Origin of the sequence: Ochrobactrum teleogrylli (genome assembly GCF_006376685.1) — a bacterium.
Taxonomy (GTDB): Bacteria; Pseudomonadota; Alphaproteobacteria; order Rhizobiales; family Rhizobiaceae; genus Brucella; species Brucella teleogrylli.
Genome location: NZ_VEWL01000003.1, coordinates 275683 through 301140 on the forward strand (window position 1 = coordinate 275683; position 25458 = coordinate 301140).

The window sequence follows — 25458 nt, forward strand, 5'->3', positions numbered from 1 at the left end:
CTATTCGGCATCGGGCCGGATGGGGTGAGGTTAGCTGTCATATTGCGGGAATATCTGGTGTTGCGGCTCGGTCGGACGAAAAAGTTGGTTCGGCTCGGGCAGTCCTTTGGGCGGGGGGCTTGGGGTCGGACATACCCGAACCGAACCGTCTCAGGCAACACGTAGATGCTGAAGCCATAATCAGGCTGGAATGCGAAGCTGACAAGGCGAAAATGTGTTCAACGATCACCATTGCCGACAGACTTTCGTTTTTCGTGAACAGCTAATGCACAGCGGCCCGCGTGCAAAATCCAGCGTTTTATGAGGGAAATCCCGGTCATTTGAACGGTGCCGCGCCTTCCCGCACTTGAATTTGTTTCACAAAAGCATCACCCTTCTGTCATGCGTTTCAAACGCACCTGCCGCTTCGCCACCCACAGGGCTGAAAGGAAGGACATGGATATTTCAAGCGCAGAGGATTCATCATCCTCGTCCAACGCGTCCGCGTCGCCAAAGGTCGTCTCTCTCGACCGCGCAAGGCCGGTTCCCACCGCCATCAGTTTCGACCGGCATGAACTTGGCAAGATTCTCAACATCTATGGCCGCATGGTCGCCGCCGGTGCCTGGCGCGACTACGCTATCGACCATCTGAGCGACCGGGCGGTCTTTTCCATCTTCCGACGCGCCAGCGAGGTTCCGCTGTTCAGGATCGAGAAAAATCCCAAGCTCGCGCAAAAGCAGGGCGCTTACGCGGTCATCGCCGCAAGCGGGCTGATCATGAAGCGCGGCCATGAACTGGACCGTGTGCTGCGCGTTTTCGACAAGAGCCTAAAACTCGTCGAGGCCTGATTAGCCTTCGGTTCCTCGATCCTTCGATCCTTCGAGACGCCGTTTTCAACGGCTCCTCAGGATGAGGGGAGCGTAGTCTGCAACGCCCTCCCCTGAGCTTGTCGAAGGGTGAGCTTGTCGAAGGGTGCACTGACCCGCCATTTGATTCATGAAAGCGGCGGTGCTCCCGGCTCCAGCGTGCGCCCGCCATTGAGCGGCAACTGCATCAGCACCGTATCCAGCCAGCGCCCATGCTTGAAGCCGGAGCCCTCAATTCGTCCGCAATGCACGAAACCCATGCTTTCATGCAGCCGCACCGAGCCGATATTGTTCTCGCCATCACCGATGACAGCCAAAAGCTGCCGGAAGCCGAGCTGGGCGGCCCGTTCGATCAGTTCGCGCAGGAGAAGCTTGCCCACGCCCTTCTTCTTGGCCTCGGGCGCGATATAGATCGAATCCTCTGCAAGCCAGCGATAGGCCGGTCTGGTGCGGAAATAGCTGGCATAGGCATAGCCCAGAACCACACCATCCTCTTCCGCGATCAGAATAGGGAAACCCTGCGCGACGAAGCCCTCAAAGCGCTGGCGCAGGTCTTCGCGCGACGGCGGCTCGACCTCGTAGGAACCGGAGCCGTTCAACACGGCTTCGGTATAGATTGCAGTGATGGCATCGATGTCGGTGGGGTGGAAATCGCGGACGATGGGCATGAGGCAGAACCGGAGAAATGATTTTACACATTTCCAGAATGCATCAGGAAGCGACCGTACAAAAGCAAAAAGGGCAGCGTTTCCGCTGCCCTTTTCATTCAGAACCTGATCCAGCGACTATTCACGGTTGCCCATGAACTGCAGCAGGAAGGTGAACATATTGATGAAGTCGAGATAGAGACGCAGCGCGCCCATCACGATCTTGCGGCCCTGCGTATCCGATGCGTCGCCTTCGTAATACATTTCCTTGATCGACTGGGTGTCGTAGGCGGTGAGGCCTGCGAAGATCAGAACGCCGATCACCGAGATTGCGAATTGCAGCGCGGTGGAGCCAAGGAAGATGTTGACGACCGAAGCCAGGATCAGGCCGAACAGGCCCATGATCAGGAACGAGCCCATAGCGGACAGGTCACGCTTGGTCGTGTAACCGTAGAGCGACAGCGCACCAAAGGACGCAGCCGTCACGAAGAAGGTGCGAACGACGCTCTGGCCGGTGAAGACCAGGAAGATCGACGACAGCGACAGGCCGACGAGAGCTGCATAGCCCCAGAAGACGGCGTTAGCGGTCGAGACCGAAAGACGTTCGATGCGGAAGCTCAGGAAGAACACTGCCGCCAGCGGCGCAAGCATCACCACCCAGCGCAGCGGCGAAGTGTAGAGCGCGACGCCAAGGCCCGTGAGCATCTTGCCATTGGCAAGCTGCGCGACGGCTGCGGACGGGTCCGTCGTCGTTGCGAGTGCCGCAACGGCGAATGCGGCAAGGCCGGTAACGGCCAGGCCGATAGCCATCATGTTGTAGACGCCCAGCATATAGCTGCGCAAACCCTGATCGATGCCTGCATCGGCGCGAGCGCCGCCTACCGGCCTCTGCTGCGCCTGAATATTGCGAAAGTCAGCCATGACTTAAATCCTCTTGCCATGTCCCGTCCGGTGTCGGGGCGCTCATTCCGGCGAGCCGCCGCCAGGCGCCGCTGGCGGGACTCCAGCATGCCTGCCTGACATTATGGGGATTATGGCCCTCACGTACAAGTACCGCCTGTAAAAAAACGCGAGGGCAGGTTTGAAAAATCGGGCTGCATTCTCCATAGGTTCCAATAGCTTACGCATTGCGCCCTCTCCGCATTACAAATAACTCATATTGTTCTGAGAACCTGCGCAGGCTTCTGTCCCAGCACACGCCATGTCCCGGCCAGCCCGAAACCGACGGTCAGCACCAGCGCAACCACCACGGTCATCAGCGCCACATCGGGCAGGAATTGCGCTTTAAGCTTCATGATCTCCACCACGACATACCAGCCCGCCGCACTGCCAGCGGCAAGTGCGAAAAGCGCTGTTGCAAGGCCGAGCAGCATATATTCCATGATATAGGCTGCAATCAGCGTGCCGCGTGTGGCGCCCAATGTCTTCAGGACGACAGCGTCGTGCACCCGGGCGCGGTTGCCCGCAGCCAGCGCACCGCCCAACACCAGAACCGATGCGGCAAGCGCAATGGAAGCCCCCGCGCGAATGGCCGTCGCCAGCTGACCGATCAGATCATTGGCGACGTTAAGCGCGTCCGTCACGCTGACCGTCGTGACGGCGGGCCAGGTTTTGGTGACCTGCCGCAGTACATCGGGCGCGAGGTTTTTCTTGCCGTCCGGAATGGTCAGCGTCGCAAGCCATGTCGCCGGCGCACCGGCAAAAGTGTTGGGCGAGAACACCATGACGAAATTCATCGCCAGTGTTTCCCATTGCACTTGCCGGAAACTCGCGATCTTTGCGGTGATGTTGCGGCCCAGCACATTGACCGTCACCGTGTCGCCAAGCTTCAGGCCCAGTTCCTTGCCTTCCCGTTCGGCGAAGGAGACAAGCGGCTCGCCGTTATAATCGGCAGGCCACCATTCGCCCTCACTCAGCGTCGAATTCTCCGGCACGTTGTCGGCAAAGGTTATGCCGCGATCGCCACGCAGCACCCAGGCGGCTTCTGGCGGGATGGTCATATCGCGCACATTGGTGCCATTGAAAGCCACAATACGCCCGCGCAGCATCGGACCAGAGGTGAGCTTGCCGTCCGGCACGATGCCGCTCACCAGCTTGGTGAAATCGCCAATGTCCCGGTTCTGGATATCGACGAAAAAGAAATCCGGCGCTTGTGCCGGGATATTCTCAGTCACTTGACGGCGCAGATTGCCGTCGATCAGCGCAATCGCCACCATCAGCGTGAGGCCGAGGCCGAGCGAAAGCACCACCGAAGGGGTAAGCGCGCCAGGACGGTGAATATTGCCGACCGCAAGCCGTAGCGCCGTCGAGCGCACGCGCGGCGCGCGACGGGCAAGCCAGCGTATGCCATCGGCCACAAGTCGCAGCACGCCGAAAGCGGCAATGGCCGAGACGATGAAGATCGCCGCGATCCGCCGATCATAGGCGACATAGAGCGCCAATCCGGCCAGAGCCGCAATCAGCAGAACCGCAAGACCGAGATATAGCAGGGGCGGCAGGCCGCGCTGTTCAAAGCCCTGCTCGCGAAACAGCGCCGTCGCCGGAATATCGCGAGCGCGCCCAAGCGGAATGATCGCAAAGGCAAGCGTGGTGATGAGGCCGAAGACTGCCGCAAGCGCCAGCGCGCCGGGGAAGAAGTCGCCGCCACCGGCGACCGGCAGATAATTGGCGAGCGCCAGTGCGGCGGCAAAAGGGATGATTGCCGCCAGAATGAGCCCAAGCACGATGCCGATCAGGCCGATCACCATGATCTGCACGAGATAGACCAGAACCGCAAAGCGCGCAGGCGCGCCGAGTGATTTGAAAGTCGCGATCACACCGCGCTTGCCGTCGAGATAGGCGCGCACGGCATTGGCGACCCCGACGCCACCGACGATCAACGCGGTCAGGCCGACCAGCGTCAGAAACTGGGAGAAGCGTTCGATATTGGCGCTCAGCGCCGGTGCGGCATTGGCGCGGGAGCGGATATTCCACCCCGCATCCGGGAAATCGGCGGCGGCCTGCCGTCTGACTTCGGCAATTGCCGCATCCGGCGCGCCATTGGGAAGTGCGACCTTGTAGATATGATCGACAAGGCTGCCGGGTTGAATCAGACCAGACGCGCGCAGACCATCGAGCGAAACGAGAAAACGCGGTGCAAAATTGAAGCCGGACGACAAGAGGTCCGGTTCGCTTTCGATCACAGCGCGCAGTTCAAAGGTTTGCGCGCCGAGCAGTACCTTTGCGCCAAGCGAAAGTCCCATGCGGTTGAGAAAATCCTGACTGACGGCAGCACCGTAAACATCGCCTTTGATGGCCGTCATATCGGCCAGCGACTGCGCCGGTGCGGCCTTCAGCGTGCCATAAAGCGGATAGGCGGCATCGACCGCCTTCACCTCGACCAGCGACTGGTCGGAACCATCGGGCATACGGGCCATGGAGCGCATTGTCGCGCTTTCGGCCATTCTGCCCTGTTTTTCGATGAAGGCGCGTTCTTCCGCTGTTGCTTCGCGCTGATTGAGTGCAAAGCTGACATCGCCGCCCAAAATGCTCTGGCCTTCCGATGCAATGCCGGTGCTGACCGACCGCGCCACGGAATTGACGCCGCCAATGGCCGCCACGCCAAGCGCGATACAGGCCAGAAAAATATAGAAACCGGCAAGCCCGCCGCGCATTTCGCGCAGCGCAAAACGGAGAGCGAGAGAAAAAGATTTCATTCGGCTCATGCGTCTGCCACCAGTTTCTCAAGCACCGCACCGGCCTTTTCAGCGGTGTCTTCGATGCGACCGGACCGGACGGGAATTTCGCGGTCGCAGCGCGCCGCCAGCGACGGATCATGCGTGACCAGCACCATGGTCAGCCCGTTTTCGCGTTGCTTGGCGAAGAGAAGATCGGCGATCTGGCGACCCGTTGTGGTGTCGAGATTGCCGGTCGGCTCATCGGCAATCAGGATTTTCGGCGATGGCGCAAGGGCGCGGGCAATCGCCACGCGCTGCTGCTCGCCGCCGGAAAGTTCGGACGGATAATGCGTCAGACGTTCGCCAAGTCCAACCGCTTTCAACTCGCGCTCCGCGACTTCGAATGCATCGCGGCGGCCAGCCAGTTCCAACGGAACCGCCACATTTTCCAGCGCCGTCATATTGGGAATGAGATGAAACGACTGGAACACGATGCCTATATTGGCGCCACGAAAAGCGGCGGCCTGATCCTCGCTCATCTGGCTGATCGTCTCGCCCGCGATCTTCACAGTTCCGTTATCAACATGCTCCAGCCCAGCCAGAACCATCAAAAGCGTGGATTTGCCCGAGCCGGATGGACCGACGATACCAACCGACTGGCCTTGCGCAATATGGAGAGAGACACCCTTCAGCACATGCACCGATGAGGCGGCATGGCCAAGTGTCAGATGAACGTTCTCAAGTTCGATAATCGGGCCAACAGCCTGTTCCGTCACGCGGTTTTCTTCCTATATGTATGTGTAGAACCGAAAAGCGCGCCACAAATTTGAACCTATGTTGCGCCAAGATTTGATTCAATCCCGTGAGCTGTCGCTCATCCCTTTACCGAATATGGGTTGCCAACGATGCGTTTCAAACTCTCAATTCCGGCATGGCTCTCGATTTTTGCGATCCTCGGATCGGTTTTTGCGGGCAGCGTCTATGCCCAGCAGGAGCCGACGCAGGAAGACCCGACCGGCCTTGAAGACGCCTTGCCGACCGAGCAGCTTTCGCAGGTCAAGGTTGTGGGCTTCGGCGACAGCCTGATGGCCGGTTATCTCCTGCCCGCCAGTGCCGCATTTCCGCAGCAGCTTGAAAAAGCACTCAACGACAAGGGCGTCGAGGTTTCAATCGAAAATGCAGGCGTGTCGGGTGACACGACCACGGGCGGCCTGTCGCGCATCGACTGGTCTATCCCCGATGGAACCGATCTCGTCATTCTTGAACTCGGCGCTAACGATGCGCTGCGCGGCATCCAGCCCGACATCACGGAAAAGAATCTCGACGACATGCTGGCGCGTCTCAAGGAGCGCGGCATTGCCGTCATTCTGGCAGGCATGATGGCCCCGCCCAATATGGGTAAGGACTATGCCGCCAAGTTCAACCCCATCTATCCGAAGCTGGCGCAGAAATATGGCGTGCCGCTCTACCCGTTTTTCCTCGACGGCGTAGCAACCAAGAAGGAGCTTTTGCTCGAGGATGGCATGCACCCCAATGAAAAGGGTGTTGAAGCCATGGTGGCAAACTTTATGCCGACAATCGAAAAAAGCCTGTCCGATGTGCAAAACAAGGGGACATCAGGAGGCTGAAACCCGTTAGGGGCATAAACAGCTTGCCCCGGGAACCAAACGATGATTCGCTACGAATGCATCGACTTAGCCGAATCGATTTCTGACAGGTACGATGCTTTGACTCTCTAGGTTAGAGTGTCCTTTATGCGTCCACGACGCATAGCGCTCTGACACAGAACGCTTCGAGGAGGATGCCTTATGCCGCGTCTTTTCACTGCCCTCGAAATCCCGCGCGATGCTGCGCTCTCGCTGTCATTATTGCGAGGCGGTCTCCCCGGCGCACGCTGGATTGATGTCGAAAACTACCACATAACGCTGCGTTTTATCGGAGATGTGGAAGGCCATGTGGCCGACGAGATCGCCAATGCGCTCGACCGCGTACGGCGACCCGAATTCATGCTCAACCTGTCAGGCGTCAATGCTTTCGGCTCCAAAAAGCCGCACAGCATTTATGCGGGTGTATCCCCCTCGCCTGAACTCAACGCATTGCAGGCGGAAATCGAACGCATCTGCCAGAGACTGCACATTCCAGCCGATCCGCGCAAATTCACTCCCCATGTGACCCTGGCGCGTCTTCGGAATGCCCGCATCGATGATGTGGTGCATTACCTGTCCTCGCGCGGCAATTTCGCGACGCTACCCTTCAAGGTGGGGCGTTTCGTGCTGATGTCGTCGCGCGATTCCGTGGGCGGCGGACCTTACATCGTCGAGGAAGCGTGGCCCTTGGTGGCCCGTTCCAGCCAGAACTGGTCGGCCAATGCTTTCGAGGAAGCCAGAACCATCCGGTAAACCAGCTCGAAATCCCCGATGCCACCATAATAGGGATCGGGGATTTCAACCGGCTTTCCCTCTGCAATCTCGGTGAACAATCCGATGCGGGCTGCAACATTGCCGGGCTTGCGCTCGGCGATCATCCGCATGTTGTAACGGTCCATGCCGAGGATGAGATCAAAGCGGCTGAAATCTCCCGCAGTCAGCTGACGGCAACGCTGCGCGGAAATATCAAGCCCGTGCCCGGCTGCCACGCGCACCGAACGCTCATCTGGCGCTTCGCCGGTGTGGTAACCGTTGGTGCCCGCCGAATCGATCAGCACATCGCGAATGCCGCGTGCTTCAAGCAGCTGCCCCATCACGCCTTCGGCGAGCGGCGAACGGCAGATATTGCCCGCGCAGATGAAAAGAATGCTGGTCGGTTTCTCTATGGTCACGGAACCCTCGCGCTCATGATAAGTTAGTTCGAAAACCGCAACATAGGCGAAAGATGATGGCACGCAACCGGCTGACTGAAGACGAACTGAAACAGGCGCTGGCCGAACTGGATGGCTGGCAGAAGGTGGAGGATCGCGAGGCGATCACCAAGAGCTTCAAGTTCAAGGATTTCAGCGCTGCCTTCGGCTTCATGACACGGGCAGCACTTTATGCCGAAAAACTCGACCATCATCCAGAATGGTTCAACGTTTATAATCGCGTTGATGTCACGCTTGCGACCCATAGCGAAAATGGCGTTACCGAGCTGGACATCAAGATGGCGCGCAAGATGAACTATTTATTCAACATACGACATCAACACGAAAACTATAGATTTGAATAATAAACGCGTATTTTTGTACCATCATAATTAAATGATCCATCACTATTCCTATTACCAAGAACTCTTCTTAAATCAACCGGTTGCGCCCACACCATTCCCAAAGCCCCGCCATTTGTAGCTCTAATCTGAGTTCCATCAACAGCAATAGCTGCGTGAAAAATTTTACTCTCGGCTATCCTGTAAAAGCCGATTGCCCTAGCTTTTGGGAGAGGGCTTACACCGTCCCATTCGGGCCCGCCGGTAAAATTGAATTTCGGCAACCAGTCCAATGCGCTTATTGTTGTCAACTGATTATAAGTAATATTTTTACCTCCATAATATAAATATCGGACATAAGCTGCTGAGTCAAAACAAACACCTTTAACCAATAACTCCATTTGGACATTTCCAAGAATTATATCATCTAAATAAACCTCCATACCCGATGCGTTCGCTTTTGCAATCTGATCACCCTGGAGAGATAACTGCATTATAATACACCCCTATACTAAATTATTTGACTTTATGTTTAAACACAATAAAAATAAACTGTAAGATTAGGCACAAGATGTAAGCGATACTAAAAAACTCGACCATCATCCAGAATGGTTCAACGTTTATAATCGCGTTGATGTCATGCTTGCGACCCATAGCGAAAATGGCGTTACCGAGCTGGACATCAAGATGGCGCGCAAGATGAGCGCGATAGAGACCCCTTAAACCTTTGAAATATAAACCATAATATTCTTCTTCTGGTAAGTGAAGCTGCCGTCGCGGTTTCGGCACGAATAGGGCAGCGCTTTGGTCAGATCGACGCGATCGCCCCAGTTCTGGCCGAGCGCGCCGCCATTGATGCTACGGATAAAGACATCGCCGACCGCAATGGCCGAGTGGAAAATATGCCCGGCCCGGACATCGTAGAAGCCGATGGCGCGGCCATAGGTAATGGCGGAATAGCCGTTCCATTGCTCTCCGGCACGGAAATTCAGCAGCGGAATCCAGTTTTGCCCGGAGGTTCCGCGCAAGGTATGCTCCGAAATGCCCGCCCCCAGAAGAAAGCGCATATAGGCCGTCGCGTCGTAGCAAACATTGTCTTTCACATCGACATTGATGTGGTCGCTCAAATCCTGCGCCGATGCGAGCTGGTTTCCGCGATAGAACTGACTTGTCCGGTCAGCACGGACAAAGTTCTCTCCATAGCCGGTAAGATGCATGAACAGTCTCCATTCAATCAGATCAACAAGCTGACCCAGCCCAAAACTGACCTTGGGCTGGCCGGACCTATATTCCTTTGATTTGGCATGGCCGTTGTAGCTGATGGTTCTTGCAGGATGCTTCCTGCCTTGAACGAGCAAAAACTTGAAAACCGGGTCGATTGCCCCCATTTTCGGTCGTGTCATTTTCGGCTCTGTTCACGCCGATATCTGACGGACAGGAGTTTGCACGACGATGGATAGCGTCAAAATTGGTGAAATCCTTGAACCCGGCAGCGAAAGCGATTTCAAGAAACGCAGCGAACGGGTGAAGCAAGGTTTCTGGAAGGCCGCGCGCCGCGCCGGTCGCATGGTGCCCTTCATGGATGAAGTGGTGGCCGCCTATTATTGCGCGCTCGACCAGAACACGCCGACACGCGTGCGTATGACCCTGATGGCGGCGCTCGCCTATTTCGTGCTGCCCTTCGACATTATCCCCGACATGCTGGTCGGCATCGGCTTTACCGACGACGTCGCCGTGCTGATGGCGGCTCTTACCGCCGTGCGCACGCATATCACGCCCGCGCACCGGCTGGCAGCGCGTCAGGCGTTGGAAGAAGGTAAGGGAGTAAGGGAGTAAGGGAGTAAGGGAGTAAGGGAGTAAGGGAGTAAGGATGCTCGCTTAATTGTGAAGTTAAACAATTCCCTATTCCCTTATTCCCCTACTGCCCTACTCCCCTCCTGTCATATTCCAGCCGCTTTCTTTGCATTGAAGTTGAGCACAGGATGGCCACCAGCCCTTGCTCGTTCAAGTTTTCTTTCAAAACTTCACCGTTTGGTAACCCAGATTAAGGCACTTTAATCGGCAACTGAGCGGGGCGGCGTGTTGAACGGCGGCATCCCGATATTCGAGTTTGAAGCAAACGAAAGAGAACCGGTAAAAGACCATGCTTGGAAAATCGATCGTCGCGGCTTCGGTGTTTACGATTGCAATGGCGGGCTCGGCCCTCGCCCAGACACCGACCCAGATTAAACAGTTCGACGCCTGGGGCGCCTATAGCTACAAGGCGGGCAACGGCAAGGTTTGCTATGTCCTCTCCGTTCCGACTGTGAAGGCCCCGGCCTCGGTCGATCACGGTGACAATTTCTTCCTGATCAGCCAGAAGCCGGGCCAGAACATCTCGTTCGAGCCGCAGTTCATGGCCGGTTACGATCTGAACCCCAATGCCAAGGTTACCGTCAGCGTCGGCAGCAACCGCTTCACCATGTTCGTGAACGGCAAGTCGGGCTGGATGGAAAACGCCGCCGAAGAGCCGAAGCTCATCGCAGCCATGAAGTCCGGTCAGGATCTCAAGGTCGAAGCGCAGTCGAAGCGCGGCACCAAGACCAATTACACCTATTCGCTGAAGGGTGTTTCGGCAGCGCTTGCCGCGATCCAGAACTGCAAGTAAGCGACATTTCGTCGAATACGGACTGCTTTTTCAAAGCCGGAGCCTGTGCTCCGGCTTTTTTCTTCGTGCCTGTTCCGGCAATTCTGCATAACAGCCGGGATGATCGAACGGGATGACGGACGCCTTATTCTATGCTAAGAGCGCGCGAAACAAGGCTCGCATATGCAGATGACAGAGCCCATATATCCTCGCAATAAGGGCAATCGGGCCCAAATTGATCGGCGCGCGACATCGCGGTCGCCCCTTAACAGTTGAAAACAGATGTCTATTTCGTTCGATCTTACCATTGATGATACGCGCGACCAGCTGGCCCGCCATGTGCGCGCCAATCTGGACGCAAAGCCGTCGCTCATCGGCATGTCGCGCGAGGAAATGGCCGAAGCGCTCGTCAAGGCTGGCGTGCCGGAACGTCAGGTGAAGATGCGCATCAGCCAGCTCTGGCACTGGCTCTATGTGCGCGGCGTTTCCGATTTCGCCGATATGCGCAATATTTCCAAAGACCTGCGTGCCATGCTGGCGCAGCATTTCACCATTGCGCGCCCGGAAGTGGTCGAAGAGCAGATTTCGCAGGACGGCACCCGCAAGTGGCTGTTCCGATTTCCGCCGCGGGGCGCTGGCCGCCCGGTCGAGATCGAAAGCGTCTATATTCCCGAAGAAGGTCGCGGCACGCTGTGCGTTTCCAGCCAGGTCGGCTGCACGCTGACCTGCTCGTTTTGCCATACTGGCACGCAGAAGCTGGTGCGCAATCTAACTTCGGAAGAAATTCTGGCGCAGCTTCTGACCGCCCGCGACCGGCTCGGCGATTTCCCGGACAAGGACACGCCCGACGGTGCCATGGTGCCCGCCGAAGGCCGCAAGATCACCAATATCGTGATGATGGGCATGGGCGAGCCGCTCTATAATTTCGAGGAAGTGAAGAAGGCTCTCATTATCGCCTCGGATGGTGATGGCCTGTCGCTTTCCAAGCGTCGCATCACGCTTTCGACCTCCGGCGTGGTGCCTGAAATCTACCGCACCGGCGATGAAATCGGCGTGATGCTGGCGATTTCGCTCCATGCCGTGCGCGACGAGTTGCGCGACATCCTGGTGCCGATCAACAAGAAATATCCGCTGGAGCAGCTCATCAAGGCTTGCCGCGAATATCCCGGCCTGTCGAATGCCAAGCGCATCACATTCGAATATGTGATGCTGAAGGACATCAACGACAGCCTGGAAGACGCCAAGCTTCTGGTGAAGCTGTTGCAGGGCATTCCGGCCAAGATCAATCTCATTCCGTTCAATCCATGGCCCGGCACCAACTATCAGTGCTCGGACTGGGAACAGATCGAGCGCTTTGCCGATTACGTCAATGCAGCCGGTTATGCCTCGCCGATCCGCACGCCGCGTGGTCGCGACATTCTCGCCGCCTGCGGTCAGTTGAAGTCGGAATCGGAACGCATGCGCAAGAGCGAACGCCTTGCGCTGGAAGCCATGATGATCGCCGGACACGGCGAATAAACGGGGCGAATAACCCGATAAAGCGAGCGCGCATGAACGATACATTCGACTACATAATGCGCTTCGTCGTTATTCTTTTTGGCTATTGCTGCGGCTTGCTGGCAACCGGTTGGTTTCTGGCGGCAATCCTGTTTCGCAGCATCGGCGTTGATGCGCTGATGGACGATTTCGCGATGATGGCCGGGGCAGGCAATACGGAAGCCGCCAGCCTTTGGGCCACAACCAGCTTCTGGAGCAGCGTTTTCGTCGGCGGTTTCATCGTGGCCATGCTGGCAGGCGGCATCAGCTTCCTGCCTGCGGCCATCGTCATTCTGCTTGCTGAAGCACGCGGCTATCGCTCGTCGGTGTTTTATTGCGTTGTGGGCGCCATCATCGGTCTTGGAACCGCGGGAACCGCTATTCCGTTTCGCGGATCAGACGACTGGCCGGAAATGCCGCTCTGGATCGCAGCCTTCGTCGGTGCGGGCATTGTCGGCGGCTTCATCTACTGGCTGATTGCAGGCCGCAATGCCGGACGGCTTTCCGACCGCCCGGCTGGGTAGACATCAGGTTATTTCGCCTGCGCGGTGATGATTTTCAGGGCGAAAGCCGAAAACACGCCCGCAAACAACCAATCCACAATGCGCGTGACCGTCGGGTTCTTCTTCAGGAGGCCCGCAAACCGGTCGGCTGCGACCACCATCGGAATGGTGAAGGGCAGCGCCAGCGGGATGAAGGACAGGCCGAGAAAGAACAATTTGCCCATTGCATGCGGGTCCGTTACGGAAACGAACTGCGGCAGGAAGGTCATGTTGAACAGAATGATCTTCGGGTTGAGCAGATTGATGCCAAGCCCGGTTGCCCAGTTCTGAACCAGCGTATGCTTCTTACCGCCGTTCTTTTCCGGCGAAAACGCCGAACCCTTGCGGATTGCCTGTACGGCGAGCCAGACGAGATAGCCCGCACCCACAACCTTCAGCACGGTGAAGGCAGCTGGAGACGCGATAATCAGCGCCGAAAGCCCCAGCGCCACCATGGTGGTGTGGATGACGATGCCGGTGCTTGCGCCAGCCATGCAGGCGAAACCGGCTGCCTTGCCTTCAGACAAGGCCCGTCCGACGAACAGCGTCATATCCGGGCCGGGTGTGATGGAAAGAATGGCGGTTGCAATCGCGAACTGGACGAAAATGGTCCATTCGGGAATGAAGGTCAGGTTTGTCAGGAACGACATGCGAAAAGCTCCGAAAATTCGCGGCAAGATAGAGCGGTTCCTGTTTTGACCGAATCGTCGGAACCGCTCTATCCCGTTTGTTTTGAGCATTATCCGACGCAAAACCGCTTCGCACTTTTGCTGGAAATGCTCTAACGCGAATCAAATCTCGCCGCTACTGGATTCTCCGGTCTTTTCGATAAGTCGCAGCCATCCGGCTTGCACGTCGCCTAGCAACTGATAAAAGGACAGCAACATCCAATTCCCAAGCCCTGCGGATGCTCTCCCCGAGCGGACAATGGGTCATCCATCGTATCGGAAGTTGACTATGAGCAAGTGGAAAGACGTTAAGAAAGTCGTGCTCGCCTATTCGGGCGGTCTCGACACCTCGATCATCCTGAAATGGCTTCAGACGGAACTCGGCGCGGAAGTCGTGACTTTCACCGCTGATCTGGGTCAGGGCGAAGAACTTGAACCGGCACGCAAGAAAGCGGAAATGCTGGGCATCAAGGAAATCTTCATTGAGGACGTGCGCGAAGAATTCGTGCGCGATTTCGTTTTCCCGATGTTCCGCGCCAATGCCGTCTATGAAGGCGTTTATCTGCTCGGCACGTCGATTGCCCGTCCGCTGATTTCCAAGCATCTCATCGAGATCGCCAAGAAGACCGGCGCAGACGCCATTGCGCATGGCGCAACCGGCAAGGGCAACGATCAGGTTCGCTTCGAGCTTTCCGCTTATGCGCTGAACCCGGACATCAAGATCATCGCTCCATGGCGCGACTGGTCGTTCAAGAGCCGCACGCATCTGCTCGAATTCGCTGAACAACACCAGATTCCGGTTGCCAAGGACAAGAAGGGCGAAGCGCCGTTCTCCGTCGACGCCAACCTGCTGCACTCCTCGTCCGAGGGCAAGGTTCTGGAAGATCCAGCACTCGAAGCACCCGAATATGTGCATATGCGCACCATTTCGCCGGAAGCAGCACCCGACAAGGCAACGATCATCAAGATCGGCTTTGAAAAGGGCGACGCCGTTTCAATCAATGGCCAGCGTCTTTCGCCTGCAACGCTTCTTGCCAAGCTTAACGAATATGGCCGCGACAACGGCATCGGTCGTCTCGACCTCGTGGAAAACCGCTTCGTCGGCATGAAATCGCGCGGCGTCTACGAAACGCCCGGCGGCACGATCCTGCTGGCGGCCCACCGCGCCATCGAATCGATCACGCTCGACCGTGGCGCTGCTCACCTCAAGGACGAACTGATGCCGCGCTATGCGGAGCTGATCTATTACGGCTTCTGGTTCTCGCCGGAGCGCGAAATGCTGCAGGCCGCAATCGATCTCAGCCAGAAGAACGTCGAAGGCGAAGTCACCCTCAAGCTCTACAAGGGCAATGTGATGGTGATCGGTCGCGAGTCGGACAAGTCGCTTTATTCCGACAAGCTCGTGACCTTCGAAGACGATCAGGGCGCTTACGACCAGAAAGACGCAGCAGGCTTCATCAAGCTCAACGCGCTGCGGTTGCGTACGCTGGCTGCCCGCGACCGCCGTTAGGCATTGATCTTCAGGCTCTGCTGGCCTGCAAATGGCAGTTTTCTGCGCTTCCGGTGCGCCCGTACCTTTAAGTACGCTGCGCGCCGGTTCTCGAGGCCCACCATTTTCGGCTCACCGCGCCAGAATCTCAACGGCCTAAGGTCTACCGTTTTGGAAACGCCCTTCTCATCGGAGGGCGTTTTTCTTTGTCCTGAATTTTCTTGTTCCTTGAAGAATCCGACGCGCCCACAGGGATCGAACGTTTCCCTGCTTGACTCTTTTCAGAGTCGATTCAATACTAGAACAAATAGAGAACAATGACGGTTCCTGTCTCCGGAACCGCGCCAACAAACACAGACAGATTACAGGATTTTTGACGTGAGCGGCATCGACATCGCGACGTTGCGGCGCATGGTTACCGCCATTGAAGGCAACGATCCGCAAGGAAATTTTGCTGGCGATACAGCTGCCGGTTTCGGACGCGAAAACAGTTTCGCGCTTGGCCACGCGGCAGCGGACGCAGCCTTTCCGCATGGGCTTGCTGGTGATGCCTTGCATGAGGTTTTCGCGGAAAATCCCGGTGCGCATATGGCGGCGACCGGCTTTGCGCTCGCCATGGCATTGCGCGCCACACAAAAGCAGCGACCGATCATCTGGATCGAGGAGGAAACGGCGACAAGCGAATATGGCGGGCTCTACCCGCCGGGGCTGCATGCTTTCGGCATCGCCCCGCACCGGTTGCTGATCGTGCGCTGTCCGAATGCGCAGGATGTCCTGAAGGCGGCCAATGATGTGCTGGAAGCCGGAACCGGCGGCAAGGCTTCGCATCTCGTCTCCGGCATCGTTACCTCGATAACCGGCCAGCCGAAATGCCTCGACCTGACAGCCTCACGTCGCCTGCTGCTGGCAGCGGAGACAGCGCAACTGCCGGTCATCCTGCTTCGAAGTCATCGCACCGGCGTGCAAAGCGCTGCCGTCAGCCGATGGCGTGTCGCACCTGCGCCTTCGCGCTCCAGCGGGGCCAATGCGCCCGGAAAACCGGCCTTCCTGGCCGTTCTGGAGCGCAACCGTCATGGCACATGCGGCCAGTGGATCATGGAATGGAACAATGAAACCCTTGAATTCGGCATCAGAGAACGGGAAGGAAGCGGCAGCGTCGGCATCTATGGCGTTCATGGCGCTGTGGTTTCCGTTCCTGCCGACGGACAGGCTGCACCGCGCCGGGCGATCTGATGCATCCTCCGGGCAAGCGTCCGACGCACTGCCGCTTGTCATTACCGAGCGCACCGCCAATGCGCTTCGGTTGACGGCCATCGACGTCAAGGCCGCCAAGCTCGGGCTTTATCCCGGCATGGCGCTGACCGATGCGCGGGCGCGTGTGGAAAGGCTTGATGTGGCCAATGCCGCGCCGGAGCGCGATGGCGCCCTGCTCAACAAAATGGCCCATTGGTGCGAACGCTATACGCCGCTTGTCGCCTTCGATCCGCCGCACGGGCTGATGCTGGACATTACCGGCTGCGCGCATCTGTTCGGCGGACTGGCCGCCATGCATGCCGATGTGATCCAGCGCATCGAGCGCGCCGGTCTGCACGTTCGGGCAGCTATTGCCGATAACAGTTTTGCGGCGCGGCTTCTCGCGCGTGGCACCAGAGGCGGCGTATTCGACAAGGCGCAGGCCGATGCCGTGTTGCCGCGCCTGCCGCTTTCCGCGCTTGAACTGGCCGATGCCGCTGAAACCGGCCTCAAGCGCGCGGGCCTGAAACGCATCGGCGATGTGATGGCGCTGCCGCGTGCAGCACTCACCGCGCGCTTTGGTCCCGATCTCGCCACCCGTCTCGGTCGCCTGACACGGCAGGAGCGCGCGCCCATCTCGCCGCTACGCATGGTGCCGCTCGCAACGGCTGAACGCCGCCAGTCCGAGCCTCTGACCGCCATGGAACTGGTGGAGCGCATCTTGCAGGAATTGGCGCAGGAGCTGTTCGCCCGGCTTGAGATGGAAGGCAAAGGCGCGCTTTTGATCGAAGCATCCTTCTTCCGGGTCGATGGCGAGATACGCCATATCCGCATTGAAACCGGCCAGCCTCTGCGCGATGACAGGGTTTTTCTGCGTCTTGCGCGCGAAAGGCTCAACGCCCTCACCGATCCGCTGGATGCCGGTTTCGGCTTCGACATGATCAGGCTTGCCGCCTTGCGCAGCGCTGCAGTCACACAACGCCAGACCGGGCTGGACAAGCATGAGGAAGATGATGCCGGCTTCAGCCAGCTGATCGACCGGCTCTCGGCGCGTCTGGGGCCGGACCGCGTGCTGGTGCCTTTCGCGCGCGATACGCATATGCCGGAGCGCGCTTTTGGCCTGCGCCCTGCCCTGCATGGCAGCCGCGCAAACCAGACCGGTTATGAAAGCAGCCCAACGCTCGCTGGTGACCCGCCAGCGCGCCCCATAAAACTGTTTCGCCCGCCGCAGCTGATCGAAAGCGTGGCGGAAGTGCCGGACAGCCCGCCCTCATTCTTCCTGTGGCGGCGGGTTCGCCATCATATTCGCCTTGCCGAAGGACCAGAGCGGATCGAGCCGGAATGGTGGCTTTCCATCGGTCACGACGTACCGGAACTGCGCGATTATTACCGGGTGGAAGATGTGAACGGCCAGCGTTTCTGGATCTTTCGCGAAGGTCTTTATGACGGCGCCAATCATCCACGCTGGTTCCTGCATGGGTTGTTTGCCTGATGCCCCATATCGAGAAAAAACCCGCTTATTATGAAATGGCTGTCGCCAGCAATTTTTCGTTCCTGTGCGGCGCGTCGCACCCGCAGGAACTGGTGCTGCAAGCTCGCGATCTTGGCCTTTCCGGCATCGGCATTGCCGACCGCAACACGCTGGCCGGTGTGGTGCGGGCACATGCCGCCTGGAAGGATTTTCGCGACAAAAGCAATTTCCGGCTGTTTATCGGCTGCCGTCTTTCCTTCATCGACGGCACGCCGGATATGGTTGTCTATCCGCGTGACCGACCTGCCTATGGGCAATTATGCCGCCTTCTGACCGAAGGCAAAAGGCGTGCCGCCATTAAGGGCGAATGCCATCTGCTCTGGGCCGACCTGCTGTTTCGCGCCCGACAGTTTCAGATCGCCGTCATGCCCCCGGAAGAGGATGACCCTGATTTTCCCACACGCCTGTCGGAAATCGCCACGGCGGCGCAAGGCTGCGTCTGGCTGGCGCTCGCCATGCCGCATCAGGGCCATGACGGACGCCGGGCCGAACGCATCGCCCGCTTTGCAGCCGATGCCGATGTGCCGCTTCTCGCCACCAATGACGTGCTCTATCACCACCCCAACCGCCGCGCACTTCAGGATGTGCTGACGGCAACCCGCCATCACAGCACGGTTTTTGCCGCCGGGCGGCTGCTGGAGAAAAACGCCGAGCGCCATCTGAAACCAGCGCAGGAAATGGTGCGGCTGTTCCGCCAATATCCGCAGGCGATTGCCGCGACCGCCGATTTCATCGCGCCCATCACCTTCCAGCTCGACGAGTTGAAATATGATTATCCCGACGAGCCCGTGTCACCGGGAAAGACACCGCAACAGCATCTGCACGACCTTACCTGGGAGGGCGCTGCCAAGTTCTACGGAGTGGGTAGCATACCGGAAAAGGTGCAGGCGCTGATCCACAAGGAACTGGCGCTGATCGAAAAGCTGCAATATGCGGCCTATTTCCTGACCGTCCATGACATTGTGCGCTATGCCCGCTCAAAAGAAATTTTGTGTCAGGGGCGCGGTTCGGCGGCAAATTCGGTCGTCTGCTTCTGTCTTGGCATAACCGGCGTGGACCCAACCGAAGTGGACCTGCTGTTCGAGCGCTTTATCTCCGCCGAGCGCCAGGAACCGCCGGATATCGACGTCGATTTCGAGCATGAGCGGCGCGAGGAGGTGATGCAATATGTGTATGAACGCTACACCACCGACCGTGCGGCGATTGTCGCGACTGTCATCAGCTATCGATCCCGCAGCGCAATCCGCGATGTGGGCAAGGCACTGGGCCTGACGGAAGATGTGACGGCAGCCCTTGCCAATACGGTCTGGGGCATATCCGGCGGCGGCATCGACAAGGAGCATATTCGTCAGGCAGGCCTCGACCCGGAAAATCCGGTCATCCGGCGCGCTGTGGAACTCGCTATAGAGCTGATCGGCTTTCCCCGTCATCTGTCGCAGCATGTGGGGGGCTTTGTGCTCACACGCGACCGTCTGGACGAGACCGTGCCCATCGGCCCGGCGGCCATGGAAGACCGCTATTTCATCGAATGGGACAAGGATGACATTGATGAAGTGGGACTGATGAAAGTGGATGTGCTGTCACTCGGCATGCTCACCTGCATTCGCAAGGCTTTCGACCTCATTCACCAGCACAAGCCGCAGCTTTATGGCGGTCAAAAGCAGACCCTCGCGACCCTGCCGCGCGAAGACAGGGCCGTCTATGACATGCTTTGCAAGGGGGATTCACTCGGCGTGTTTCAGGTGGAAAGCCGCGCCCAGATGAATATGCTGCCGCGGTTGCGCCCGCGCAAATTCTACGATCTCGTCATCCAGGTCGCCATCGTGCGCCCCGGCCCGATTCAGGGCGATATGGTGCATCCTTATCTGAGACGAAGAAGCGGACAGGAGCCCAACATCTTGCCGTCGCCAGCCCCGGAACATGGACCACCGGACGAGCTGCAACAGATATTGGACAAGACCAAAGGCGTGCCGCTGTTTCAGGAACAGGCGATGCGCATTGCCATCGAAGCGGCGAAATTCACGCCCGACGAAGCCAACCAGTTGCGCCGCGCCATGGCGACTTTCCGCAAGATGGGCACTATCCACACCATGGAGAAAAAGATGATCGACGGCATGGTCAATCGCGGCTACGACCGGACCTTTGCCGAGAATTGTTTCAACCAGATCAAAGGCTTCGGTGAATATGGCTTCCCCGAAAGCCATGCGGCCAGCTTTGCGCATCTGGTCTATATTTCCGCGTGGATCAAGCATCATCACCCGGAAGTCTTTGCCGCCGCCCTGCTCAATTCACAGCCGATGGGCTTTTATGCGCCAGCGCAGATCGTGCGTGACGCGCGTGAGCATGGCGTGACGGTCCTCCCCGTCGATGTGAATTTCAGCCAATGGGATAATCTTCTGGAAGACACTCCCGGTCCGCGCCCCGCTGTGCGGCTCGGCTTTCGCCAGATCGACGGTTTTTCAAAACGTGACACCGAACTGCTGCTTGCCGACCGGCATGAGCCTTATCGCACCATCGAGGATATGCATCGCCGCCTGCGCCTCGATCGGCGCGCCTTCACCGCGCTGGCCGATGCCGATGCTTTCGGCTCGCTCGATATCGACCGCCGCGCAGCACTTTGGGCCGTGCGCCGCCTGCCCAATGACGAAACCCTGCCGCTGTTCCGGGCCGCCGCCACCAGCGAACTGGCGGAAGAGCCGCGCACGAAGCTGCCCGAAATGGCGGCATCCGAACATGTCATTGCCGATTACGAGACCACCCGGCTTTCGCTGAAAGGGCATCCGCTACAATATTTGCGCGAGGGGCTGGCGGCAGAAGGTATCTCCACCTGTCGCGCCGTGCAGGAGGGTGCCGATGGTCGCCGGATGAAAGTGGCGGGCGTCGTGACTGTGCGCCAGCGCCCCGGCAGCGCGAAGGGTGTTGTGTTTCTCACCATCGAGGATGAGACCGGCATTGCCAATATCGTTGTCTGGCCGAAAATCATGAAAGCGTTTCGCCGTGAGGTGATGGGCGCGCGCCTGATCCGCATCGAAGGCCGCATCCAGCGCAGCCCGGAAGGCGTGGTGCATCTGGTGGCGGCCAGGATCGAAGACCGCTCCAGCGCTCTGATGGATCTGAGCGGGCGCGAGGCGCAACGCCTCGTCGCACCGTCACAAATGGCGCATCACCCGAGAAATGTGCGGATCATGCCGAAGTCGCGAGACTTCCATTGAGAATTTCAGTTCCAGGCACCGACAAAAAACACCGCACAATAATGCAGCATCGCCCCGACGACGACAAAGCCATGCCAGATGGCGTTCTGGAAACGCAGCCGCTGCCAGACGTGAAAGATCACGCCCAGCGAATAGACAATGCCGCCCGCCGCGATCAGCCAGAACACGGTCGTCGGCAGCGATTGAGTAATCGTGTCGTAGACCATGATCCCGCTCCATCCAAGCGCCAGATAAAGCAGGATCGACAGCCGGTCGAAACGACCGGGCAGAAAAAGCTTCAGCATGATGCCGACGAAAGCCACGCCCCATACGAAGAGCAAAAGCGGCACGGCGCGATCTCCCATATGCATGGCGAAGGGCGTGTAGGTTCCGGCAATCAGCAGATAAATGGCCGAGTGATCGAACCGACGCAGGAACCATTTTGTCGGCGAGACGGGCCAGATATTATAAACCGCCGAAATGCCAAGCGCGCCCAGAAGGCTTGCCAGATAGACACTGGACGAAATCGAGGTCGTTGCGGAACTGTTCGGCAGAAAATAGATCAGCATGGCAACCGCACCGGCGAAAGCCAGCGCCACGCCAAGCACATGGATAACACCATCCGCCCAGAGTTCGGCCTTGTCGTAATGCCATTTGATGGAATGTGGCAGCTTCATAATCTTCGCCCTGTCCGGTCTTCGGACAGGGAACTACCTTCGCTTTGCAGCGTCAAGATGACAGTTAAACGCATCGTGCTTTCCAAAAATCGATTCCGATTTTTGGGCCGATGCGCCAGTCGATATGGGGAATTAAACCGGCGGCCAAGCGCCGCCGGGAGAAGCTTATTGTGCTGGCGTGTAGGTCGCCTGGATCGGTGCAACACCCGGCAGCGGCGCCGAAGAACCGCTTGGCAGGGACACCGGCTCGATGGCAGCCGCGGCATCGCGGGTCGGACCGTTGCGGAAACCGCCGTCCATGCCGGTTTCTTCCAGCATGCCCTTGCGCTTGGCATCGTAATAATAGCCGCGTGCATAGAAACGCACGGCCTGGCTTTCATTGCCGCCCGCAACCTTATATGCGCCCGACAGATAGCGAACGGCATATTTCAGGTTGGTTTCGGCATCGAGCAAGCCCTTCGGCGCACCCGTATAGCCCATGCCGCGTGCGGTCGGATGGCTGATCTGCATCAGACCCCAATAGGGACCGTTGCGCGCACCGGGATTGAAGCGGCTTTCGCGATGCACGACGCGGCGCACCAGACGCTCAGGCACATCATAAGCGACGGAATATTTGGCAATCAGCGCATCGAGATTTTTCGGCGCGCTCTCCGGCGTTTCAAACGCCATATTGGCGGCAACCGAGGCAGGCGAAGCGGCGGCACGTGCCCCTGCATAGGCCATCATCGGCTGCGAAACGCCGCGTTCGCCCGGAATAGGAACGGCGGCAGGCAGAACCGGCTCGGCAGAAGCAACAGCCTCGACACCAGCAGCCGGTACGCCAGGAACAGCAGCGCCGTCCGTCGTGGTGGCAGCGGCAATCGCGGCAGCACCGCCCGTTGCAGCCGGACCAGCGGCCATGGCCGTTGCGGTCGCGCCGACAGCGGCATTGGCGACTGGTGCAGGGGAAGCCGCAGCGCCGGGAACGGCAGTGCCAGCGGCGGCCACGGCAACAGTCTTCGCATCCGTCGCCTGTGCGGCGCCCGGTGCAGCGGTCTGCGTTGCAGCATCCGTTGGGGAAATCAGCGCCGTTTTCACGGGCTTGCCGTCATTGGTGGTGTTGCAGGCGCTCAGCGCCACGGCGCAGCCCATAAGCAGGACACCCTTGCCGAGAAGGGAAGCGGATGCAGAAGAAAAAAGCGCGAAACGCATGGCTGGACCCGTTCTCAGGAATCGAAATCTTTTTCGATGCGTTTTTCAAGCTCGACCAGATCGTCAGGCAGCGGCAAACCGTTCGCACGGAGCGCATTCAGCTTTTCGCGAACCGTTTCGCGGATTTCATGGGCGTCCTGCGGCTGATTCACCATTTGCTCAAACAGCAGCGCAATTTCCGCCTTGATGTCCTCGAATGCCATCCAGATCCTCTTGGCTTAACGGCCTCCAGGAAGCCCGTTGCAGTCAATATTCTTTCGGTCGATGACAGTTCTGTACCATGCAAAAGACGAAAAACGGAAGCGCTAAACGTCTGCGTCGCGCCAAAATGAATATTTCAAATGGTAACAAAAGGATTAACGCACTCAGAGAATGCGCGGCAGCATCGTATCTATCACATTGAAATCCAATGCAAATATTCCAAGATCGTCGAAGCCCAGCCCACCATTCGGATCAAACAGATAAATGCTCATCCAGACGAGCGCGATGACCAGCAAAATGGCCAGAATCGTGAGAATCAAAAGGCGTTTGCCGAGCGCAGCCTTGCGACCCGCCCCCTGTTTTGAATGCTTGGCCATCGTCACTTGTCGCCCCGGCTTTGCTGCTTCGGCGTGGTATCGGACGCGCTAATCATCATTGGTCGCGTTCAGTTCTTCCGGCGGCGTGCCGTGTTCCGGTGCCGCAGGCAGATAGCCTTCATGGACCAGCCATTTGCGCAAAATCAGCGTTATGGCTTCTGTCAGGTTCAGACCCGGGTGCTTTTCAGCGATGACGCGCTCCAAAGCATCATGCACGTCATCGGGAAGATAGGTGCTCATTCTGTCTCCTCCGCTTAGAGCGCATTTCGATCTGATTGAATCAGATCGGCGCTCTGGTCCTTTGCTTTAACGCGCATCTTGTCCGAAAACCGGTTCCCACTTTTCGGGATGCGCTGTAGTCCTTTGCTTTAGCGCGCATCTTGTCCGAAAACCGGTTCCCACTTTTCGGGATGCGCTTTATAGAAAATCAGGCAACCGTAACCGACAAGCTGCCGACACCATCCACCTTGCCCACAAGGTGGTCGCCGCGCTGCACGGGACCGACGCCTGCGGGGGTGCCTGTAAATATAAGATCGCCCGGTTGCAGCTCAAAGAGCGACGAAAGATAGGAGATCGTTTCCGCCACTTTCCAGATCATCTGGTTGAGGTCGCCAGACTGGCGCGTCTCGCCATTGATGGACAGCGAAATCGATGCCGACTGCGGATGGCCGACATCCGATACTGGCGCGATGGCAGAGCATGGCGCGGAATGCTCGAATGCCTTGGCGACTTCCCACGGGCGACCGGCCTTCTTGGCGACCGCTTGCAAGTCGCGCCGCGTCATGTCGATGCCCACCGCATAGCCATAAACGTGATCCAGCGCGTGTTCGACCGGAATATCGATGCCGCCAGTCTTCAATGCGACCACAAGCTCGATCTCGTGATGCACATCCTCGGTCTTGGGCGGATAGGGAAAATCGCCGCCATTGATCACCAGACTGTCGGGATTTTTCTGGAAGAAGAACGGCGGATTGCGGGTCGGATCGCCGCCCATTTCAATGGCGTGATCGGCATAATTCTGACCGACGCAATAGATGCGATGCACGGGAAAAGCTGCGTCCGTGCCCTTCACGGGCAGAATAGGCTGCGGGCGCGGCGCGAAAACATAATCGGTCATTGGGGATTATTCCGATCGGAAATTGCAGAATGCTACGAATTGGTCCCATCATGCAGGCGCAAGCGCATCCTCGCAAGCCTTGAAAACAGCAATTCCCCGTTATCGCCCATCCGTCGCGACGACAAATTCCGCTTGGCGCGATTGGCTCACGACAAGCTTAGCGTTCGGAATATCGTTGGACAATGCGCGGCTGCGCGACGTCTCCTCGTCGAAACCAAAAGAGAGCCAGCGGTCGATCAACCGCCGCTCCAGCACCGGAAAAGGCACATCGAGACGGATTGTCATGTCGAAAAACGGCGCAAGTCCCGACCATGGTTCCTGATCGAGCAGCAGGTAATTGCCCTCAACCAGAAGTACGCGATGCTCGGGCCCGACCACCGAGGCCGCCGCGCGGGAAAGCTCCAGCGAACGGTCGAACACAGGAATGAACACTTCGTCGCGTGCATGTTTCAGCCGTTCCAACAGGGCGGCAAAACCGGCGCAATCGAAGGTCGGCGGCGACCCCTTGCGACTGCGCAACCCGCGCTGATCGAGAATCACGTCATCAAGGTGAAACCCGTCCATCGGCACGACGATGGATGGGCCATCAGCGCCCTTATTGAGCGCCATGCACAGTTCCTCCGCGAGGGTGGATTTGCCCGCGCCCGGAGGACCCGCAATGGCGACAATCAGCCGGCTATCCACCTTCGAAAGCCGCGCAAGAATTTCTGAAGGCAAGGCTTCGCGGTCGATAGGCGTCATGTCCGGTTTCCG

Annotated in this window: 27 protein-coding genes and 1 pseudogene; 13 read left to right on the forward strand and 15 right to left on the reverse strand. The window is 58.2% G+C overall.

The annotated features are described in order from the left end of the window. Positions 1-435 precede the first annotated feature (435 nt). Complete coding sequence (locus tag FIC94_RS07815) at positions 436-828, forward strand: DUF2794 domain-containing protein (protein ID WP_109368131.1); 393 nt, start codon at positions 436-438, stop codon at positions 826-828. A gap of 146 nt (positions 829-974) precedes the next feature. Here FIC94_RS07815 and FIC94_RS07820 read toward each other — a convergent pair whose 3' ends face one another. From FIC94_RS07820 to FIC94_RS07835, 4 genes are all read right to left on the reverse strand, one after another. After that, positions 975-1514 carry a GNAT family N-acetyltransferase gene (locus FIC94_RS07820; protein WP_109368130.1) on the reverse strand — a complete coding sequence of 180 codons (540 nt, stop codon included), beginning with the start codon at positions 1512-1514 and terminating at the stop codon, positions 975-977. Positions 1515-1631: 117 nt separating this feature from the next. Beyond that, complete coding sequence (locus FIC94_RS07825) at positions 1632-2414, reverse strand: Bax inhibitor-1/YccA family protein (RefSeq protein WP_109368129.1); 783 nt, start codon at positions 2412-2414, stop codon at positions 1632-1634. 233 nt (positions 2415-2647) lie between these two features. After that, positions 2648-5197, reverse strand: coding sequence for an ABC transporter permease (locus tag FIC94_RS07830; RefSeq protein ID WP_140024484.1), 2550 nt, complete (start codon positions 5195-5197; stop codon positions 2648-2650). Then, the gene (locus tag FIC94_RS07835) at positions 5194-5925 is read right to left on the reverse strand and encodes an ABC transporter ATP-binding protein (protein WP_140024485.1); all 732 of its coding nucleotides are present in this window, start codon (positions 5923-5925) and stop codon (positions 5194-5196) included. Before FIC94_RS07835 ends, FIC94_RS07830 begins: the two co-directional genes overlap by 4 nt. A 129-nt stretch (positions 5926-6054) precedes the next feature. Here FIC94_RS07835 and FIC94_RS07840 point away from each other — a divergent pair, with 129 nt between their 5' ends. Together FIC94_RS07840 and thpR are read left to right on the forward strand one after the other, a co-directional pair. Beyond that, positions 6055-6777 carry an arylesterase gene (locus FIC94_RS07840; protein ID WP_140024486.1) on the forward strand — a complete coding sequence of 241 codons (723 nt, stop codon included), beginning with the start codon at positions 6055-6057 and terminating at the stop codon, positions 6775-6777. 180 nt (positions 6778-6957) lie between these two features. Continuing rightward, on the forward strand, positions 6958-7548 hold the full coding sequence (gene thpR, locus FIC94_RS07845) for an RNA 2',3'-cyclic phosphodiesterase (protein WP_109368125.1): 591 nt from the start codon (positions 6958-6960) through the stop codon (positions 7546-7548). Here thpR and FIC94_RS07850 read toward each other — a convergent pair. Continuing rightward, a complete protein-coding gene (locus FIC94_RS07850) occupies positions 7458-7967 on the reverse strand; it encodes a low molecular weight protein-tyrosine-phosphatase (protein WP_140024487.1) in 510 nt (169 codons plus the stop codon). The two genes, thpR and FIC94_RS07850, sit on opposite strands and share 91 nt — an antisense overlap. 56 nt (positions 7968-8023) lie before the next feature. Here FIC94_RS07850 and FIC94_RS07855 point away from each other — a divergent pair, with 56 nt between their 5' ends. Next, the gene (locus FIC94_RS07855) at positions 8024-8350 is read left to right on the forward strand and encodes a 4a-hydroxytetrahydrobiopterin dehydratase (RefSeq protein WP_140024553.1); all 327 of its coding nucleotides are present in this window, start codon (positions 8024-8026) and stop codon (positions 8348-8350) included. On the opposite strand, the gene FIC94_RS07860 is transcribed toward FIC94_RS07855, so the two are convergent. Next, positions 8335-8820: a hypothetical protein gene (locus tag FIC94_RS07860; protein ID WP_210237287.1), complete on the reverse strand. Its 486-nt coding sequence runs from the start codon at positions 8818-8820 to the stop codon at positions 8335-8337. The two genes, FIC94_RS07855 and FIC94_RS07860, sit on opposite strands and share 16 nt — an antisense overlap. Positions 8821-8911: 91 nt before the next feature. On the opposite strand from FIC94_RS07860, the pseudogene FIC94_RS07865 reads away from it, so the two are divergent. Beyond that, positions 8912-9049, forward strand: a pseudogene (locus FIC94_RS07865) (4a-hydroxytetrahydrobiopterin dehydratase); the annotation flags it as partial. Here the strand turns inward: FIC94_RS07865 and FIC94_RS07870 are convergent. Next, complete coding sequence (locus tag FIC94_RS07870) at positions 9046-9729, reverse strand: hypothetical protein (protein ID WP_235891968.1); 684 nt, start codon at positions 9727-9729, stop codon at positions 9046-9048. The pseudogene FIC94_RS07865 and the gene FIC94_RS07870 sit on opposite strands and share 4 nt — an antisense overlap. 49 nt (positions 9730-9778) lie before the next feature. Between FIC94_RS07870 and FIC94_RS07875 the strand changes: the two genes are divergently transcribed. From FIC94_RS07875 to FIC94_RS07895, 4 genes are all read left to right on the forward strand, one after another. Beyond that, positions 9779-10162, forward strand: a complete 384-nt coding sequence (locus FIC94_RS07875) for a YkvA family protein (RefSeq protein WP_109368122.1) — start codon at positions 9779-9781, stop codon at positions 10160-10162. A 307-nt stretch (positions 10163-10469) separates the two neighbouring features. Continuing rightward, positions 10470-10973, forward strand: a complete 504-nt coding sequence (locus FIC94_RS07880; RefSeq protein ID WP_113533733.1) for an invasion associated locus B family protein — start codon at positions 10470-10472, stop codon at positions 10971-10973. Between the two features lie 261 nt (positions 10974-11234). Further along, positions 11235-12470 carry a dual-specificity RNA methyltransferase RlmN gene (gene rlmN, locus FIC94_RS07890; protein ID WP_121537042.1) on the forward strand — a complete coding sequence of 412 codons (1236 nt, stop codon included), beginning with the start codon at positions 11235-11237 and terminating at the stop codon, positions 12468-12470. 32 nt (positions 12471-12502) lie between these two features. Then, entirely contained in the window at positions 12503-13012 is a 510-nt protein-coding gene (locus tag FIC94_RS07895; RefSeq protein ID WP_140024488.1) for a hypothetical protein, read from the forward strand. Between the two features lie 8 nt (positions 13013-13020). Here the strand turns inward: FIC94_RS07895 and FIC94_RS07900 are convergent, their stop codons facing one another. After that, positions 13021-13680, reverse strand: a complete 660-nt coding sequence (locus FIC94_RS07900; RefSeq protein WP_109368120.1) for a LysE family translocator — start codon at positions 13678-13680, stop codon at positions 13021-13023. 307 nt (positions 13681-13987) lie between these two features. On the opposite strand from FIC94_RS07900, the gene FIC94_RS07905 reads away from it, so the two are divergent. From FIC94_RS07905 to FIC94_RS07920, 4 genes are all read left to right on the forward strand, one after another. Beyond that, on the forward strand, positions 13988-15208 hold the full coding sequence (locus FIC94_RS07905) for an argininosuccinate synthase (protein ID WP_109368119.1): 1221 nt from the start codon (positions 13988-13990) through the stop codon (positions 15206-15208). Between the two features lie 357 nt (positions 15209-15565). Next, on the forward strand, positions 15566-16420 hold the full coding sequence (locus FIC94_RS07910; protein ID WP_140024489.1) for an ImuA family protein: 855 nt from the start codon (positions 15566-15568) through the stop codon (positions 16418-16420). Between the two features lie 40 nt (positions 16421-16460). Then, complete coding sequence (locus FIC94_RS07915; protein WP_140024555.1) at positions 16461-17912, forward strand: Y-family DNA polymerase; 1452 nt, start codon at positions 16461-16463, stop codon at positions 17910-17912. Beyond that, positions 17912-21163, forward strand: a complete 3252-nt coding sequence (locus FIC94_RS07920) for an error-prone DNA polymerase (protein ID WP_140024490.1) — start codon at positions 17912-17914, stop codon at positions 21161-21163. The genes FIC94_RS07915 and FIC94_RS07920 overlap by 1 nt, the downstream gene beginning before the upstream one ends. A gap of 5 nt (positions 21164-21168) precedes the next feature. Here FIC94_RS07920 and trhA read toward each other — a convergent pair whose 3' ends face one another. From trhA to FIC94_RS07955, 7 genes are all read right to left on the reverse strand, one after another. Continuing rightward, entirely contained in the window at positions 21169-21819 is a 651-nt protein-coding gene (trhA, locus tag FIC94_RS07925) for a PAQR family membrane homeostasis protein TrhA (protein ID WP_140024491.1), read from the reverse strand. A gap of 165 nt (positions 21820-21984) precedes the next feature. Next, positions 21985-23010 carry a lytic transglycosylase domain-containing protein gene (locus FIC94_RS07930; protein WP_140024492.1) on the reverse strand — a complete coding sequence of 342 codons (1026 nt, stop codon included), beginning with the start codon at positions 23008-23010 and terminating at the stop codon, positions 21985-21987. 14 nt (positions 23011-23024) lie between these two features. Next, entirely contained in the window at positions 23025-23213 is a 189-nt protein-coding gene (locus tag FIC94_RS07935) for a hypothetical protein (protein WP_078339953.1), read from the reverse strand. A gap of 162 nt (positions 23214-23375) precedes the next feature. Beyond that, positions 23376-23588 carry a hypothetical protein gene (locus FIC94_RS07940; RefSeq protein WP_140024493.1) on the reverse strand — a complete coding sequence of 71 codons (213 nt, stop codon included), beginning with the start codon at positions 23586-23588 and terminating at the stop codon, positions 23376-23378. A 48-nt stretch (positions 23589-23636) separates the two neighbouring features. Next, positions 23637-23828, reverse strand: coding sequence for a hypothetical protein (locus tag FIC94_RS07945; protein WP_140024494.1), 192 nt, complete (start codon positions 23826-23828; stop codon positions 23637-23639). 187 nt (positions 23829-24015) lie between these two features. Then, on the reverse strand, positions 24016-24705 hold the full coding sequence (locus FIC94_RS07950) for a fumarylacetoacetate hydrolase family protein (RefSeq protein ID WP_140024495.1): 690 nt from the start codon (positions 24703-24705) through the stop codon (positions 24016-24018). Positions 24706-24804: 99 nt separating this feature from the next. Next, on the reverse strand, positions 24805-25446 hold the full coding sequence (locus tag FIC94_RS07955; protein WP_140024496.1) for a nucleoside/nucleotide kinase family protein: 642 nt from the start codon (positions 25444-25446) through the stop codon (positions 24805-24807). Positions 25447-25458: the final 12 nt, after the last annotated feature.